Here is a 16,184-nt window from a genome sequence, read left to right as displayed (position 1 = left end):
AACGATCAACTAAATTCTTTCAGAATATCCAAAAATTGGGTCAACCGAAAAGGTTTCAATAGTGAAGCGTTCATTCCTGAATTCAAACAATTTTGTGATTCTTCATCAGTATCACTCCCTGTTAAAGCAATGATTGTAGATTTCTTGTCAATACCTTTTTCAAGTTCAAATTGTCTGATCTTTCGGGTTGATTCATATCCATCCATTACCGGCATACGGCCATCCATTATGATGACATCGTATTGCTTTGCACAATATTTTTTGAATGCTTCCAATCCATCACTTGCAACATCAATATCTTCGATGGTATTTCGTAATGACATCGCGACAACCCGTTGATTAATTGAACTGTCATCAACAACCAGGAGTGATATTTTTTTAAGGTCAGTTTCCATATTTCATTTAAACAGTAACAAATATAAATAAGTTTTAATCAAGAATACTTCTTATCTTCATTAAAAAATTCAGCATACTCTTTCCAGAAGCTTTTTACTTCAGACTTCATCTCTTTGCGCAACAGCAAAATTCCGATCAGGTTAGGAACAGTCATAATAACAATCGTGATCCCTGAGATTGTCCAAATAAGTGTGGTATCAGTAAACGAAGCGAAGAAAAACCCAATAACATAGATGATTCGAAAATAAATTTCGCCTTTCATTCCAAACAGAAAGTTGACGGCCCGGTCTCCGTAATATGACCAGGAAATTGCCGTAGAAAAAGCAAAAAGCAATAGTCCAATGGACACGATATAACGTCCATACGATCCGAACCAACTTTTAGTAAAAGCTTCAGTGGTTAGTGGCGCACTGTGAATAAGTGATTTCCCGTTGAGCACAACCTCTTCAGCGTTCGCAATATTTCCGTTAACAACCGCAACAGTTCCTGTAAACTGACTACCATCCTTTGACACCAGAACATCATCGGCAACCGAACGGGAATGCAAAACGGTAACATCGCTTTGAATAACACCATCAGTTACCTCAATACTTCCTGAATACAATGGCAGGTCAGCTTTCTCCTGAAGAAAGTCAGCCAGTTTTTCACGATCGGCTGTGTCATGTTCATTGTACTGACCAGCTAATATCTGAATATCGGCATTCTGAAATTGATTATCGATTTTCTTGCTCCAAACGCCTGACGAAAGAATGACCAAGCCGGTCAGTGTGCAAATAATAATGGTATCAATAAAAGGTCCCAACAAAGCAACGAGTCCTTCGGAAATCGGTTCGTGAGCACGTGCTGTAGCATGAGCAATAGGTGCCGACCCCTGCCCTGCTTCATTGGAAAATAAGCCTCGATTTACTCCGCGATTAAATGCAAACGAGAAACCTGCACCCAAAAATCCTCCGGCGGCAGACGTACCTGTAAACAAATCGCTAAAGATTGAAACAAATGAAGGGATAATGTTTTCGTAGTTGAAAAGAATAACAGCCATGGCACCCAGAAAATAAATGATGGCCATTAAAGGCACCAAACGGGATGTTACTTTTGCAATTCGTTTTATGCCGCCAATAATTACAAAGCCCAGCAAAATAGATAAAACAGCTCCGGTAAGTATCTTGTTAATTCCAAACGTAGCGAAAATAGAATTTGAAATTGAATTTATCTGAGGCAGGTTTCCTGTTCCGAACGATGAAAAGATGGTAGCAACCGCAAAAATGACAGCCAACCACTTCATATTTAAGCGGTTTTTCATATAATACATCGGGCCGCCGGCAATTGTGCCATCTTCGGCTTTCTCTCTGTATTTGTGCGAAATACTGACTTCTACAAACTTAAGCGTCATTCCGAGCAAGGCCGTTACCCACATCCAGAAAAGAGCAGCAGGCCCACCAAGGTGAATCGCCAAAGCTACACCGGCAATATTGCCCGTTCCAACCGTTCCCGACAAAGCAGTCATCAGCGCCTGAAAGTGGGAAGTGTCGCCAACATCTCCTTCGCGATCAAATTTTCCGCGAACAATGCGTAAAGCAGGTTTTAAATACCTAAATTGTGGAAACCGTAAATAAATGGTAAAAAAGAGTCCTGTGCCTAATAATAAAAACACAAACCATTGACTACCCCCAATATACCCATCAATCTGAGTTAGAATCTCGTTTAGTTTATTCATTTTAGCTGTTTATTATGAGCAAGCTAAAATAGCACTTCAAATCCTTTTGTTAAAATTAAAAAGCAGAATTGCAGTATATTTTTCAAACTGACAGCAGAATGCCAGAATTCCTTTCAAATAATTTAATTGCAAATACTATTGGGATTCAGCATTTAAATCAGTTTTTTCCATAAATTTGTCATGAAACAATTTAACAGGAAAAGCTATGTTACCAAAATTCTTACTTGCCGACAATTCTCAAGAAACACCGGACACCATTTTTGTCGTTCACAATGAAGAACCAAAATTTATTGTTGAAAGCGATATTGAAGATTTCTGGTCGAACCAGGTTGTTCACTGGTACAGCGACAAACCAGATTCTGAGGCGTTAATTAAGCAACTATTAGAAGATGCTGAAGAATACCTGGAAGCTGAATTTGAAAATCAGGAAAATTTGTTTGACGACGAAGAGAACGACTAATGGAAAATTTGCCATCTACAAAAAAGCGATTAACGAGGTCATCCAATAAGATGATTGCGGGAATTATTGCCGGATTTGCTGAGTACTTCAACATGGACACCACTCTTTTGAGGGTTATTTATGTGGTACTATCTGTTGTTAGTGCTGGTTTTCCGGGGCTTCTTATCTATCTTATTTGCTGGGCCGTTATTCCCGAAGAAAGAGTCTGATGTTGACGTAACGATTCTCCGTTTTCGTGCCTCTGCGGTTCCCTTTACTTGTTTTTTGATGGAGCAGTTCTTATCAGCTGTTTCAACTACTTCAAAGCCGGGGCCCCGAATGGTTATGCACTGTCACGCGGTCATTCCGGACTCGCTTTAGAATCTGCCTGCCACGTACTCCGATTAAAATACAAGCCCGGAAACAAATTCCGGATATTGTTTTTATCCTGGTCTTCACCACTAATATTGAATCGTTAGAAATTGCTCTTATTCCATAGCGCAGAGGCTTTCTGACACAGGTCAGCAAGACCATTCCAAAGGTCAGCAAGACCATTCTCTTTGGAATCATAGTAATCCCCTATGGGATAGTCCCAATTCCATAGAGAATATCTATTATCCTGAATGGAATTGCTCTTCAGCACAATGGAATTGTCTTTCGGCACAATGGCAGCAAGCTTATTCCTTATGAAATGAGGCTTCGGCACGATGGTATCAGGCTTCGGCGCCAAACAAAAAGAACGCTGAAACGCCTCTAAATAAAGAAGATTGAGAAAAGTACGACAAAACCTGTATTCGTTTTCCGGTTAAACGAATCCCACTTCAGCCTACTCAACATCTTTCAAGCTCAACTGAATTCGTTTGCGAGCGATATCAACCTCTGTTACCTTCACCTTAACATGCTCGTGTAGTTTAACAACCTCATTGGGGTCGCTCACAAAACGATTGGCTAATTGCGAAATATGAACCAATCCGTCTTGTTTAACGCCCACATCAACAAAAGCCCCAAACTTGGTAATATTGGTCACAATTCCGGGAAGCACCATGCCCTCCTGCAGGTCTTCCATTTTATAAATCCCCGGGGCAAATTCGAACACTTTGATATTTTTACGAGGATCACGTCCCGGCTTAGCCAGTTCTTTCTGAATATCTTTCAAAGTAGGTAAACCAACCGATTCTGAAATATATTTTTCAAGCACAATCTCTTTTTGCTTCTCTTCGGTTGTTATTAATTCGGCTACCGAACAGTTCAAATCTTTAGCCATTTGCTTAACTACGTGGTATGATTCGGGGTGTACAGCGGTGTTATCCAGCGGGTTTTTTGCATCAGAAATACGCAGAAAACCGGCAGCTTGTTCAAATGCTTTTGCTCCCATTCGTGGAACTTTCATCAACTCTTTTCGGGAATTGAACGCACCATTTTCTTTCCGGTAATCAACTACGTTCTGCGCCAATTGCGGTCCCAGGCCCGAAATATAGGTCAGTAAATGTTTGGACGCTGTATTGACATTTACCCCAACCGAGTTAACGGCCGATTCAACAACCGCATCCAAACTATTTTTGAGTAACTTCTGATCAACATCATGCTGGTACTGCCCCACTCCAATCGACTTCGGGTCAATCTTAACCAGTTCGGCCAGCGGATCCATTAAACGACGGCCAATAGAAACCGACCCGCGCACGGTGACATCGTAACTCGGAAACTCTTCGCGAGCAACTTTTGAAGCAGAATAAACCGATGCTCCATCTTCGGAAACAACAAATACTTTGATATCGCGATCATAACGCAGCTTTTTAATGAAGTGCTCGGTCTCGCGACTAGCCGTTCCATTGCCGATGGCAACCGCCTCTATTTGGTAAGCACCCACCAGCGAAGTAATTTTACGGGCTGCTTGCTTGGTTTGCTCCTGCGGTTTATGCGGATAGATGGTTTCGTTGTGCAACAGGTTTCCCTGTTCATCCAGGCACACCACTTTACAACCGGTACGATATCCCGGATCGACGGCCAATACCCGTTTTTGGCCAAGCGGTGCAGCCAACAGCAATTGGCGTAAGTTTTCTGCAAACACCTGAATAGCGTCCTGATCGGCTTTCAGCCTGGAGGCTTGTGCAAATTCGGTTTCAATGGCTGATGATAGCAAGCGCTTGTAGCTATCTTTTACAGCGAGCTGAATTTGCTCTCCACAGTCATTTTGCGACCGCACAAAAAAACGGTTCAAACGCTCTAATAGCTCCTCTTCATTTGGAGCAATCGAAATGCGTAAAAAGCCCTCGTGTTCGCCTCTTCGCATAGCGAGCAGCCGGTGCGAAGGACATCTTCTCAGTGGTTCTTCCCAATCAAAATAATCACGGTATTTTTCACCTTCAAGCTCTTTGCCTTTAACCAGTTTGCTCCTGATTGTTGCCCCCAATTCGAAAGCCCGGCGCACCATATTCCGGGCCTTTTCATTTTCATTCACCCACTCGGCAATAATATCGCGGGCACCGGCCAGCGCATCGTCTGCCGAATCAACTTCATCATTAACAAAAGCATTTGCCCGACTCTCAATGTCCCGCTCCTGTTGTTTCATGATGATTTTTGCCAGTGGTTCCAACCCTTTTTCGCGAGCCACCGAAGCCTTCGTTTTCCGCTTGGGTTTGTAGGGCAGGTAAATATCTTCCAACTCGGTTGCATCAAAGCAATTGTCAATCCGATCCTTCAATTCCGGGGTCAGCAAATCCTGCTCATCAATCGTTTTCAGAATCGTCTCTTTACGTTTGATCAGCTCTTCCAGCCGAGCTTTCTCGTCTTTAATATCACCAATCTGCACTTCATCCAAACTTCCCGTCATCTCTTTCCGGTAGCGCGAAATAAAAGGCACAGTTGCCCCTTCATCCAATAATTTGATGGTGTTTTCTACTTGATTAAGCCGAATTTGAAATTGATCAGCAATCCGCTGTATGAGTTGTGCATTCATGTCCTGAAATTTTGGCTAACGAAGATAATGGTTTTATCCAATTTTGACTGGTTTGTGGCCATGGTAATCTTCATTCATCAAGGGGCAAACATTAAAGTTTGAATAAATTTTCACCTTTCAGGCAGAAAATGATTTTATATTTCGTGGAAATATTGGATTTTTAAGAAACAAAAAACGAAAACACCATGGCTATTAATGACGCAATGAAATTTATCCGCGAATCGCAGGTTGATCCGGAGCTTCGAAAAGTGGTTAACAAAACTCCCGGAAATGAATTGATTCAGCAATTAACTGAGTTTGGCTACGAGTTTGACGTCGAAGAGTTTGAGGAATCAGTAAACATGATGCATGTGAAATGCCAGTTTGAAGAAGAAGCCAACCGTTTGATGCAGACGGCAATGTGGTTTCGCATGTCATTAAATCAATAACTCTCATTGGCTTTGAGGTCTGGCTGGGGTTTATAAATAAGGCTTTACCAGTTCCCAGTTCAGGCCGTCGTCAACAAATACGGCTTCAATTCCCATGGACCGGATATCGCTGACATTGCGATATTCATCATCAAAAAACACGACCTCTTTCTTGTGCGTATTCGTTTGTTTCAAAATCCGGGAGAGATGTTTGAATTTATCTCCGGGGTAAATCTCCTGTGCATCAAAATAGTGGTCAATACGGAACAACTGAAGTAGTTGCGCTGCCCAATCCGGCGCTTCTGTTCTCGATGCAGCGGCAATCATCTTTCCGCTACCTTTTAGCTTATCCAAAATGTCAGGCACATCGTCATACAAACGCAGCCTGCGCCCTGCCTGATCCAACAAATTACCGTTGCTCCAATAATACGGTGGGTTGGTACAGTCGCACCAGGTATCGCCGGCATTCCAAAGCGTATAATCTAAATCGAATACAAAAAGTTTCATAAACTCTCTTTTTGAGCTGCAAAAATAATAAAGCCTGACCAACAACAGCTTCCCAAACTAATCGTGCGTATTCCTTCTTGAAAAAGAGAATAAATGGGAATCGTGCAACTACGCTTGCTTCAATATTTTATTCTCTGCTTTAATTCTAATGAACAGCATAATTGCATTCAGCACCGAAAAAACAATTGCAGTCACATATAAATGAAAAATCAAAGGAATAACAGCAATCTCGCTGATTACAATGAAGTAGTTTGGGTGTTTAAAATATTTATAAAGTCCTTTTCTGACCAACGGAACGCCGGCTATATGAAGTATTTTGGTATTCCAGTACCTCCCCAGAGAATAGATGATGTGCATTTTAACCGCTATTAGTGCCAGCAATAAAGCTAGCAAGAAGTAATCAGGCGTTTCTGTGGGTTTTAGCAGATATTCGATGACCAACGACAGCATAAACGCAAGGTGAAGCAGCACAATAAACGGATAATGCTTTTTACCGTATTCAACCGCTCCATTTGCCCGAAGCCAGATTTCATTCCTCCTGGCTATCAGTAACTCACTCAGGCGCAACAGGATCAGAAAAGAGATGAAAAGGACGAAGGCCATGGCTTAAGGATTATTCATTTCAAACAATACCATTTCGCTTGAGAAACCCGGCCCCAATGCCAGCATGAGCCCATAGCCGTCTTTAAAACCATCGTTAATAAATTTATCCAGGACATACAAAACGGTCGTGCTCGACATATTGCCACAATCGTTCATTGTTTCGCGGGTATTTTTCAGAAAATCGCCTTCTACAGCTAATGCTTCTTTATATGCGGTCAACACTTTTTTACCCCCCGGATGAAAAATGAAATTCTTGATATCACTCAATTCCAGGTCATATTTTGCTAAAAAAGCCGATACATCTTCTTTTACATTTTGGTGGATGATGGTCGGAATATCAGAAGAAAAAAGAACCTTGAACCCAGAGTCCAGGAATTCCCAGCCCATCACATCCAACGAATCGTAATACAATTTACTTCCTGATCCGACGAATTTAATCTGCTGCTCCGTTTTATGATTGTCGCCTTTTATGATGCAAGCCGCAATCCCGTCAGAAAAAAGGCTCGACGCCACAAAATTACTTTTACTGAAGTCAGTGCTCAGAAAAGTTAAAGAGCACAACTCAACCGCAACAAGCAGCACGCTGGCATCAGGATTTGCCGTTGCCAGAGCACTTGCTTTAGCCATCCCTGATACTCCTCCGGCACAACCTAATCCGAAAACAGACATGCGGTTGATGTGAGGATTGAGCCTTAACTGATTAACGATTAATGCATCGATACTTGGAGTGGCAAGTCCGGTAGAAGAAACGAAAATGATATCGGTAAGCTCTTCTTTCTTTAGCTGTGCTTTTGTCAGGCATTCTTCAATAGCCTGGATCGAATATTCCAATGCACAACGAACAAATTCCGTGTTCCTTTTCTGAAAAGTATTGTGTGACACATAGGTTTCTAAGGGTTTGCAAAAATTTCGGAACTTGATCTCTGTATTATCGAAAACACTCATCAAACGTTCAGCCTGAGGGAAGTGAGGCAAGAAAAACTCTTTTGCATATCCTTTCACTTTTTGCTGATCAACTTTATGGGGGAAATCTATTTTGGATACGGTTTCAACAAAAGGCATCATTTTTTCTTTTAAGGTTATTTGAATCTGGAGAATTTTTCCGGTTTCCCCACACTTTTCATCTGAATTTCTTCCGATGTTATTGCTTCTTATCCAACACCCGGGCAGATTAATTGTTTGAGTATTGCATGCTTCATAAACGGCAAACAGATATTGTAAGACAATTTGTTAACCCCGCATGCCTATCGTTCTTTTGTCCGTTCGTTATTTACTAACGAGACAATATTCTTCTTATTTCTGACTTATATATTTCATTATCTGTCATGCCATTATGCCCCTGCCCGTTTAATGTAATTAAAGTGTCTGATTCCTTAAATTCTTGTTTAAGTTTCAGTGAAGAGCCATAATAAATAACCCGGTCTTGATTTCCATGAAAAATAACAACAGGCATTTGACAATCTTTTAAATATTTGTTGGTTTCAAGCTTATATTTTAAAAGAAACCCGGGAATAATCGGATAAGTATGCTTCATCAGATCTGTCAGGCTATAATAAGGAGCTTGTAAAATTAAAAGTCTGGGATTGTTTGTCGAAGCAATCTTGGATGCAAGACCTGTTCCAATCGAATATCCTAACACAATTATTTTGTCTTCAGTATATTGCTTTGTAAGTTCACTGTAAACTTCCTGTACATCCTCAAAAAGTTGTTCTTGTCCGTTTATCTTTCCTTCACTTTTACCGTATCCACGATAATCAATGATAAAAATGTCATAATTTAAATCGGTATACGTTTTTGCAACACCACCCCATGACTTTAAAGAACCTGCATTTCCGTGTAGATAAAAAATCAGTCCTTTCGTACTATCCGCTTTAAACAACAGGCCATTTAAGATCGTTCCATCTGCAGTCTCAATATTTTTTTCTTCATATTTCTGACGAAACTGAAATTGATATGTCTTCTCTAATTTCTGAGGAAAAAAAATTAATCTCTCTTGGGCAATGTATAAAAACCCACATACTAAAACATAAAGAGCTAAGACTACTTTTAGAGCGTTAATAAGTACTTTCTTCATTTTCTGGGTCTGTATTGACATTCTGACGAGAAACTGCAAGTTACAACGGATTTAATTTAGTTGCAGGCTCCAGACAAAAAAATGAGTACCGAAACTACCACCTCTCCGTCTTTTTCAAGGAGGAGATGTGGCAACCTTAATGTTGTTGGCGGAGTGGTGGTAAAAAATACTGATCATTTTAACCTACCAGCCCAGCTAACTATAAACCGTCAATACCAATTTACGAGAGCCTCCATGGTTGCGGTATTCACCCAGGTAAATGCCTTGCCAGGTCCCAAGATTCAACCGGCCGTTGGTAATCGGAATCGTCAGTTCAGCACCAATAATTGAGGATTTCAGGTGCGCCGGCATATCATCAGCGCCTTCGTAAGTGTGGGTGTACACAGGATGATTTTCGGGAATGAGTTTATTCACGAACGACTCAAAATCGGTCCGGACTGATGGATCAGCATTTTCATTTAAGGTAATTCCCGCCGAGGTATGCTTGATTAAAACATGTAGCAATCCTTTATCGGGTAAATCGGGCAATTCACGGGTAACCAGGTCTGTTATCAAGTGAAAGCCTCTTCTAAATTCAGGTAATTGTATTTCTTTCTGTTCAATCATAATTTTTGGGATATTTTGGACGGGATACTGGATTGTTTTGTCTTCTTTACTTCCACATAATCCGGAGGATTGCAGAAGGCCCCACCCTGTTTTTACTTGCTGCTCGCTGTGCTATTTTTGTTACCACGCAAGCAATCAATCAGGAACACAAATTTACAAAAACAATTGCAAATCCTTAAACCTATTCCTTTTGAAGCGATCTTTTAATATCTTGCACCGTGCAACCAGATTATCCGGAATAGATTTAGTTGAAACCCTGTTACTATGAAAGAAAAACGAATTAAGCACCTTCTGCTTTTTGCCTTATTGTTTACGTTTATTGGGTTACTGAGTGAATCAGCACAGGCTAAACGAGCACACCTTGTGAGAAACCAAGGTTTCTTTTACAGCATTGAAGGAATTTACGGGACTAACTACAAGCTAACGACCAACTACTTAATTGATACGGACGCTTACAGTCCATCGTCCTTTGGCTTAAAATCAACCGTCAATTGGTTTATCAATTATCATCTTTCTGCCGGCGCAGGGCTGGGGTTTCTTCAGTATCAAGGTCCAAGAATGTACACGCTGCCAATGGTAGTCAACACCCATGCTTATCTGAGCAAAGGCTCAAACACACCTTTTGCTTATGTGGAAGGAGGCTATGGATTCCGATTTAATGACGATACACAAGATAAAGGTTTTCTATACGAATATGGACTCGGATTTCGTTACCGCATCAAATGGAATAGCTTTCTGGTTTTTAAGGTTGGCTACCACAACTACAAAAACAACGAATGGCAATGGCAATGGAAGCCGTTGGAAGAACGCACTACCGAAGATCCTTATCAGTGGTACAATTTAAGAAGGCAAACCATCACGTTCACCTTGGCGCTGTATTTTTCGACCCGTTATTGAGAAACTTCCGGTATAACCTTACCAATGCAGTAGTCGGGAATATCGAATCCCAATAGATTTAGCAGGGTTGGCACAACATCCACTCCGTCAACCGGCTTAATGGTTGTTCGCTTTTGAATTCCTTTACCAAACCAAATCAGTGGAACACGGGCATTGTCAGTATAAATCGTTCGTTTGAATTTATATTCTGGCTGCCAACCATCTTCCAGCATAAAAAGCACATCGCCCGATCGTTTCAAGTTATATGAATCGGCAATCGTTGCCAGCTGACTTTTCAAGTAGTCACCCCGCTCAAAATCAACCGAGGGCAGCGAAAGTTTTATTCCTTCGAACTGGTTAATAAAGGAGGCTGCTTTTCGCTGAACATCACCCAGCTCGAGTCCGTTTTTCTCAATCAGCTCACGATTCAGGTAGATTTGCTGATCGGTAACAAATTCGACCCATTCGCCCTGTCCATAGCTAATATTTAAAAATGATTTCAAGAGAGCGATCATGCTTTCGGGAGCAACAAAACCAACCGGCATATTAAATTCTTCTTTTAAATAAGCAACCGGATAATTTGTTGAACACGCCGAACTCAATACAACCAGATATCGGTTTCTTCCTACTTTTTGATCGAGAAAGTTTAACAGGTGTTCCAGGTTTCGATCCAAGCGTAAGTACAAGTCTTCTATTTCAACGGAGTTAGGGCTAAACGAACCCTGTTCATAGTCCATCGATGAAAAATTAAGAGCCAGCAAATCCGGAACATAGTCTTGCCCCAGTCGTTCTGCTTCAATCAATGCTAAGGCAAAATCTTTCACCATGGTATTTCCGAATGGTGTTGTCTTCAACACCTTATAACTCCCTGCACGATCTTTTAATTTCTTGAGGTTATACGGGAACGTGTTCCACTTTTGATAATACCCGGGCTCCAGAATGTAATCATCTTCCAGGCTTTCGGTGTAGCTCGTTGCCGGAAGCAAAGTTGTCCAATCGCGATCCAGATAGAGGTCGGCAAATCGCTTATCATTGAATGTACGTGCCCAGTCCGGAAATTGATCAACAAAATAAGACGTACTGATCATGTGGCCGGTTAACTCATCCATCCAGTAAGCACCGTCGGCAGCATGGCCGGCTGAAAGAACAGCGCTGCTGGCATTAAGCGCAACCGAAAACACCTTAGCTTCATTTTGCGAATTGAGTTTGAGTACATCTCCAATGGTTGGCATTAACAGGTTAGCCGACGAAATCTGACCTTCTTCCGAGTCACTTCCTACGGTAATGTAATAGTTATCTTCAAGGGCACTCACTTCCTTTTCGCGCAAGCGGTCGTACCAGCTATCGTTTACAATTCCATGGCGAGCCGGGTAAACGCCGGTAAAAAGTGTTGGCACCCCGGTAATGTTCTTTTTGATGTGCAGGTCCATCGATGTATTACTACAAACCGTTCCTTCGTTCATCAACCTGCGAAATCCGCCTTGCTGAAACTGATTCCAAAACCGACTGATGTAATCGGTACGCATTTGCTCCACATTAATGACCACAACCAATCGAGTCTGGTCGGATTGATTAACAGGAATTTGTTGCGAAAAAACTGGAAATGAACTCAGTATAAAAACCAGTATGAAAAGCGTCTGCAATCGATTCAGCATAGTAAAATTTTTAGGAACCCAAAAATATAAAAAACTTAGCAACACACGAATTAAACGAAGAAGGATCGAAATAATTTCGACGGATAAAAAATTGATAGGGAGAATCGTACGAAAACTCACCGAAACATTGAAAAACAAGTTTTATAGAAATTACGGATTCATGTAATTTGTGCCGAAAATGTGCGGTTATCAATTCGTTGATCATTTGGTATTTACTGCCTAAACAACAGCCTGCGAATTGTTATGTAGATACATGAGGAGAAGAATACGAAATACAATCATGTGCCAACGTGTGAGTATGCGCTGCTAGTCCGGCTACCAAATTTCAGCAATTCTTAAAAATGAATGCCCGAGTGATAAACCCATTTCCCTCTTTCTCGCTTGAAAAGTGAATTTTCGTGTATTTGTTCCAGTTTCCCATTTTCAAGGTAAAGGGCACGAAACTCAACTTTCCCGGTCTCGTCTGTGGCTTCGCCGGCTTCGGCCGACAGGATCGTTAGGCTCACCCAGTTTACTGACCGAGCCCACTTCTCGATAGCAATGCGCTCTTTTACGGGGCGTGTCTGGCTATGATGACTACTCATCAGGTAAGCACCATCCGCTTTCGTAAACGCCACATATCGCGAACGCATCAGCTCGATTGCCGTTGCAGCTTGTCGCCTACCTGAAAGAATGGCTTCACAACATGTGCTGGTTTCTTTCTTCGATCCACAAGGGCATAAACGATTCATATTGCTTGGTTTTGCTTGTTTATTTGTTTCGATGAATGGCGTTCCATAGCGGACAATCTATTGAGATGATCTGCCCTTTCCGATAACTGTTAAGCAACTGAACTGACCGCTGAGCAAGCTCTCGTCGTACTGCACGCCGCTCCCCTTTTATACGGGCAATTTTCATATTGTCGTAAGCTGTCGTTTGATGGCGCATCCATGCAATAACAGCGCGGGCAGCACGCTCTTCAACCGGAATGCGCTGCGTGCGGGCAACAGTGCCACTGCCAACCGGAGTGGCATGATTAGTAATAGCCTGAGCCATTTTTTGCTCTACTTCCCGGTAAGTTGAATGAAAATTGAGATAGCGAACCACGGCTTCAAAAAACTCACCCTGGTAAACCACTTGCTTTTTCTCCCGGCGAATAATTTCCGACTTCCTCTTCTTCTGATAACTATCTGTTTGTCGAACGGCAGTAACCGTTTCCTTTGCATTTGCAATTGTAGCTGCCGGCGCCCATACTCCTTTCGACATTGTTCGTCGGCCTTTCTTTACCTGAACCCGCCAGTACTTCCCTTGTGCCGTTACTTTACGAGTAATTCCAGCATCTCCAGCCGGCAGGAATTCCCAGTCTTTAGGTGGCGTAAGAGGCTCACCATACTCGCCGGTCACTTGTCCGTTTTTTCCCGGGCTCACAATTAATATATTTTGGTTACTCATTCTGCTATTTCTTTTTTCTGTTTACTCCACGAACTGCTTTCTCAGCCCAGGGATCATCGGGCCAGGCGTGTTTCGGGTAACGACGCTTCAGTTCTTTTTTAACTTCAAAATAGATATTGTCCCAAAAACTTCGCAGGTCAGAAGTAATTTGTACCGGCTTAAAACCCGGCGACAGTAAATGCATCAGCACATTCACTTGTCCATCATCTACAGTTGGCGTATCAGTCATTCCAAAAACTTCTTGTAAACGAACAGCCAACACGGGAGGAGCACCGTTGGGTTGATACTCCAAACGGATTGAGGAACCGCTGGGCACATCGATCTTTTCGGGAGCGAAACGGTTTAGTTGAGTTTGTTGCTCCGCACTCAAATGATAATGAAGAGCTGACTTTAAGTCGATTTTTTTCAGATCGGCAGGCTTTCGAACGCCCTGCAAATAAGGAACGAGCCACTCGTTATTGGTCATCAATAGATTGCCTGTTGAAACATCAGGCCAATTTCCCGTCGGGTGCCATTTTCGCATACTCAGCACCCTGTTTTGCCACTGCTCAACCTGTTTGTTAAAGTCAAGCAAGTGCTCGCCTTCTTTTTGAACAGCATCAACAATAGCTTGCTGCAAATGACTTTGATCGGGGTTAGGTAGTGGTTTCGATTGTAAAACAATGGAGCCAACACGCAATTCACGCACTGCATTTAGCCCGCCATTTCGGGTGTCCCAGGTAATCAGGTCTCGTTCTTTTACCAAAGGGGCCAAATCTCGCGGGTTTAAAGGCGAAGCTAAAAAAATCTTTCCCATTCCTTCGCGTGCATTTAGGTGAGCAACTGCTAACCAGGCTTCATGTGCCAAATCATCCTGATGCCCTGCCATGACCAAACTACCATTTGACAACTGAAATTGGGCGTTGTTACCAACACGGGCATGTCCAATGCGCTCGGGGTAAGCAAATACCAATAACAGCCCTGTTTCGTATGGGTCAATAACTTCATTGCTTTCGTTGCAGCCGACCAGTCGGCGGTACGACTCGGCAACTTTATCGATGCGACTCATTTTTTTACTCATCCGGTTTTCAGCACGCTGCTTTCGCAAGGCTTCAATCCGAAGATTTATATCGATACCGGCCTCACGTCCGAGTGGGTCACGCTCTTCAAGCATGGCTGCCAGGTCGGTAGCCAGTTGCAAATTGCCATGTTGCTTTGCCATCAAAAGCATGTGTGCAATGCGCGGGTGGCAGGGCAACCGATGCATGGCTTTCCCATGTTCCGTAATCCGGCCACAGTCCAGCGCTTCCAATTGATGTAAGAGTTCTGTAGCCTGCGAATAAGCACCCTTTGGGGGTGGCGTGAGCCAGGAGAGTTGACTTGGATCAGTAATTCCCCACTGCGCTAAATCCAGCACCAGATCGGCAAGATCGGCCTCCATAATTTCTGGTACGCGATGCTCGGCCAATTGATCCTGCGTTGCCCGGGTCCACATCCGAAAGCAGGTTCCGGGCCCCAAACGTCCGGCGCGACCGGCTCGCTGATCAGCCGAGTCGATTGATATCTGCACTGTTTCCAAACGCGATAGTCCATTGCCCGGATCGAACCGGGAGGTGCGCGCATAGCCACAATCAATCACCACCTGCACTCCTTCAATCGTTAAGCTGGTTTCGGCAATTGAAGTGGCCAAAATGATTTTTCGTTTGCCTTTAGGATTTGGTAAGATGGCTGCTAATTGCTTGTTTTTAGGAAGCATCCCAAACAGCGGGTGAATCTCAACAGGTAAGTTTTCCTTCTTCAGCAAACCCTCACATTTTCGAATTTCGCCTTCACCCGGAAGAAAAGCAAGGATGTCGCCCTTTGTTTCCTTTATCGCCCGTAATACGGTTTGAGCGGTTAAATCGGGAAGCATGCGAACATCATTTCCTCCCGTATATTGAATATCTACCGGATACTGGCGCCCACTGCATGTAACAGAAGGAGCCTGCAATAAGTCAACCAGCTGAGGCAAATTTAAGGTAGCCGACATCACCAAAATGCGTAAATCAGGACGGAGAATTTGCTGGGCTTCGCGACATAAAGCCAAGGCCACATCGGCATGAATGCTACGCTCGTGAAATTCATCAAAAATGACTGTGGATATTCCCTCCAGCGAATTGTCGGAGTGCAGCATTCGCGTCAGAATTCCTTCGGTGACCACTTCAATCCGTGTCTTTTCGCTCACCCTGTTTTCGAAGCGGATACGATAGCCAACCGTCTCTCCTACTTTTTCGCCAAGCAACGAAGCCATTCGTTCAGCAATAGAACGTGCTGCCAATCGCCGTGGTTCCAGCACAATAATCTTCCCGGTGCTACTTTCATCCAGCAATGCCAGAGGAACCAAGGTACTTTTTCCGGCTCCCGGAGGCGCCTGTATTATAAGTGTGTTTTGAAGAACCAGTTGCTTTTTAATATCCTCAAGGATGGAAACAACCGGCAAATCAATAGTTTCAAAATCTATATTCAACATTAAAAAGCTTTTCAGAACACCCTTTAATAGGC

General features: G+C 42.8%; 16 protein-coding genes. 4 read left to right on the top strand and 12 right to left on the bottom strand.

All coding sequences use genetic code 11. From position 1 onward, the window contains the following. Positions 1-5: 5 nt before the first annotated feature. Positions 6-395 (bottom strand): response regulator, encoded by a 390-nt coding sequence (locus tag GR929_RS01715; RefSeq protein ID WP_159517182.1) that lies wholly within the window; start codon positions 393-395, stop codon positions 6-8. A 38-nt stretch (positions 396-433) separates the two neighbouring features. Further along, positions 434-2,110, bottom strand: coding sequence for an alanine/glycine:cation symporter family protein (locus GR929_RS01710; RefSeq protein WP_159517181.1), 1,677 nt, complete (start codon positions 2,108-2,110; stop codon positions 434-436). Positions 2,111-2,315: 205 nt separating this feature from the next. On the opposite strand from GR929_RS01710, the gene GR929_RS01705 reads away from it, so the two are divergent. Both GR929_RS01705 and GR929_RS01700 read left to right on the top strand, forming a co-directional pair. Then, positions 2,316-2,570, top strand: a complete 255-nt coding sequence (locus tag GR929_RS01705; RefSeq protein ID WP_159517180.1) for a hypothetical protein — start codon at positions 2,316-2,318, stop codon at positions 2,568-2,570. Further along, the gene (locus tag GR929_RS01700; protein ID WP_159517179.1) at positions 2,570-2,779 is read left to right on the top strand and encodes a PspC domain-containing protein; all 210 of its coding nucleotides are present in this window, start codon (positions 2,570-2,572) and stop codon (positions 2,777-2,779) included. Before GR929_RS01705 ends, GR929_RS01700 begins: the two co-directional genes overlap by 1 nt. A gap of 596 nt (positions 2,780-3,375) precedes the next feature. On the opposite strand, the gene GR929_RS01695 is transcribed toward GR929_RS01700, so the two are convergent. Continuing rightward, positions 3,376-5,505: a Tex family protein gene (locus tag GR929_RS01695; protein WP_159517178.1), complete on the bottom strand. Its 2,130-nt coding sequence runs from the start codon at positions 5,503-5,505 to the stop codon at positions 3,376-3,378. 185 nt (positions 5,506-5,690) lie between these two features. Between GR929_RS01695 and GR929_RS01690 the strand changes: the two genes are divergently transcribed. After that, positions 5,691-5,933 (top strand): Nif11-like leader peptide family natural product precursor, encoded by a 243-nt coding sequence (locus GR929_RS01690; RefSeq protein WP_159517177.1) that lies wholly within the window; start codon positions 5,691-5,693, stop codon positions 5,931-5,933. A 30-nt stretch (positions 5,934-5,963) separates the two neighbouring features. Here GR929_RS01690 and GR929_RS01685 read toward each other — a convergent pair whose 3' ends face one another. The 5 genes from GR929_RS01685 to GR929_RS01665 form a co-directional block, all read right to left on the bottom strand. Then, entirely contained in the window at positions 5,964-6,419 is a 456-nt protein-coding gene (locus GR929_RS01685; protein WP_159517176.1) for a magnesium-dependent phosphatase-1, read from the bottom strand. Between the two features lie 108 nt (positions 6,420-6,527). Continuing rightward, entirely contained in the window at positions 6,528-7,022 is a 495-nt protein-coding gene (locus tag GR929_RS01680) for an isoprenylcysteine carboxyl methyltransferase family protein (protein WP_159517175.1), read from the bottom strand. Between the two features lie 3 nt (positions 7,023-7,025). Further along, positions 7,026-8,087: a type III polyketide synthase gene (locus tag GR929_RS01675; protein ID WP_159517174.1), complete on the bottom strand. Its 1,062-nt coding sequence runs from the start codon at positions 8,085-8,087 to the stop codon at positions 7,026-7,028. A 208-nt stretch (positions 8,088-8,295) separates the two neighbouring features. Next, on the bottom strand, positions 8,296-9,096 hold the full coding sequence (locus GR929_RS01670) for an alpha/beta hydrolase (protein ID WP_159517173.1): 801 nt from the start codon (positions 9,094-9,096) through the stop codon (positions 8,296-8,298). A gap of 195 nt (positions 9,097-9,291) precedes the next feature. Further along, positions 9,292-9,702, bottom strand: coding sequence for a secondary thiamine-phosphate synthase enzyme YjbQ (locus GR929_RS01665; RefSeq protein ID WP_159517172.1), 411 nt, complete (start codon positions 9,700-9,702; stop codon positions 9,292-9,294). 264 nt (positions 9,703-9,966) lie between these two features. Here GR929_RS01665 and GR929_RS01660 point away from each other — a divergent pair, with 264 nt between their 5' ends. After that, positions 9,967-10,599: a hypothetical protein gene (locus tag GR929_RS01660; RefSeq protein ID WP_159517171.1), complete on the top strand. Its 633-nt coding sequence runs from the start codon at positions 9,967-9,969 to the stop codon at positions 10,597-10,599. Here the strand turns inward: GR929_RS01660 and GR929_RS01655 are convergent. From GR929_RS01655 to hrpB, 4 genes are all read right to left on the bottom strand, one after another. Continuing rightward, complete coding sequence (locus GR929_RS01655; protein WP_159517170.1) at positions 10,593-12,233, bottom strand: alkaline phosphatase family protein; 1,641 nt, start codon at positions 12,231-12,233, stop codon at positions 10,593-10,595. The two genes, GR929_RS01660 and GR929_RS01655, sit on opposite strands and share 7 nt — an antisense overlap. Before the next feature lie 335 nt (positions 12,234-12,568). Further along, positions 12,569-12,964 carry a YchJ family protein gene (locus tag GR929_RS01650; protein ID WP_159517169.1) on the bottom strand — a complete coding sequence of 132 codons (396 nt, stop codon included), beginning with the start codon at positions 12,962-12,964 and terminating at the stop codon, positions 12,569-12,571. Between the two features lie 19 nt (positions 12,965-12,983). After that, positions 12,984-13,664 carry a DUF2293 domain-containing protein gene (locus tag GR929_RS01645; protein WP_159517168.1) on the bottom strand — a complete coding sequence of 227 codons (681 nt, stop codon included), beginning with the start codon at positions 13,662-13,664 and terminating at the stop codon, positions 12,984-12,986. A gap of 4 nt (positions 13,665-13,668) precedes the next feature. Then, positions 13,669-16,152, bottom strand: coding sequence for an ATP-dependent helicase HrpB (hrpB, locus tag GR929_RS01640; RefSeq protein WP_159517167.1), 2,484 nt, complete (start codon positions 16,150-16,152; stop codon positions 13,669-13,671). Positions 16,153-16,184: the final 32 nt, after the last annotated feature.

Origin of the sequence: Sunxiuqinia indica (assembly GCF_009847015.1) — a bacterium.
Classification (GTDB): Bacteria; Bacteroidota; Bacteroidia; order Bacteroidales; family Prolixibacteraceae; genus Sunxiuqinia; species Sunxiuqinia indica.
Note: the sequence above shows the minus strand (reverse complement) of the source record. Positions and strands in the feature narration are given on the sequence as shown.

Bases quoted from the DNA above. Each gene is read 5' to 3' on its own strand.
- GR929_RS01700 (WP_159517179.1), top strand. From the start codon at position 2,570: ATGGAAAATTTGCCATCTACAAAAAAGCGATTAACGAGGTCATCCAAT.
- GR929_RS01695 (WP_159517178.1), bottom strand. From the start codon at position 5,505: ATGAATGCACAACTCATACAGCGGATTGCTGATCAATTTCAAATTCGG.
- GR929_RS01650 (WP_159517169.1), bottom strand. From the start codon at position 12,964: ATGAATCGTTTATGCCCTTGTGGATCGAAGAAAGAAACCAGCACATGT.
- GR929_RS01715 (WP_159517182.1), bottom strand. From the start codon at position 395: ATGGAAACTGACCTTAAAAAAATATCACTCCTGGTTGTTGATGACAGT.
- GR929_RS01665 (WP_159517172.1), bottom strand. From the start codon at position 9,702: ATGATTGAACAGAAAGAAATACAATTACCTGAATTTAGAAGAGGCTTT.
- hrpB (WP_159517167.1), bottom strand. From the start codon at position 16,152: ATGTTGAATATAGATTTTGAAACTATTGATTTGCCGGTTGTTTCCATC.
- GR929_RS01710 (WP_159517181.1), bottom strand. From the start codon at position 2,110: ATGAATAAACTAAACGAGATTCTAACTCAGATTGATGGGTATATTGGG.
- GR929_RS01670 (WP_159517173.1), bottom strand. From the start codon at position 9,096: ATGAAGAAAGTACTTATTAACGCTCTAAAAGTAGTCTTAGCTCTTTAT.
- GR929_RS01655 (WP_159517170.1), bottom strand. From the start codon at position 12,233: ATGCTGAATCGATTGCAGACGCTTTTCATACTGGTTTTTATACTGAGT.
- GR929_RS01685 (WP_159517176.1), bottom strand. From the start codon at position 6,419: ATGAAACTTTTTGTATTCGATTTAGATTATACGCTTTGGAATGCCGGC.
- GR929_RS01675 (WP_159517174.1), bottom strand. From the start codon at position 8,087: ATGATGCCTTTTGTTGAAACCGTATCCAAAATAGATTTCCCCCATAAA.
- GR929_RS01690 (WP_159517177.1), top strand. From the start codon at position 5,691: ATGGCTATTAATGACGCAATGAAATTTATCCGCGAATCGCAGGTTGAT.
- GR929_RS01645 (WP_159517168.1), bottom strand. From the start codon at position 13,664: ATGAGTAACCAAAATATATTAATTGTGAGCCCGGGAAAAAACGGACAA.
- GR929_RS01660 (WP_159517171.1), top strand. From the start codon at position 9,967: ATGAAAGAAAAACGAATTAAGCACCTTCTGCTTTTTGCCTTATTGTTT.
- GR929_RS01680 (WP_159517175.1), bottom strand. From the start codon at position 7,022: ATGGCCTTCGTCCTTTTCATCTCTTTTCTGATCCTGTTGCGCCTGAGT.
- GR929_RS01705 (WP_159517180.1), top strand. From the start codon at position 2,316: ATGTTACCAAAATTCTTACTTGCCGACAATTCTCAAGAAACACCGGAC.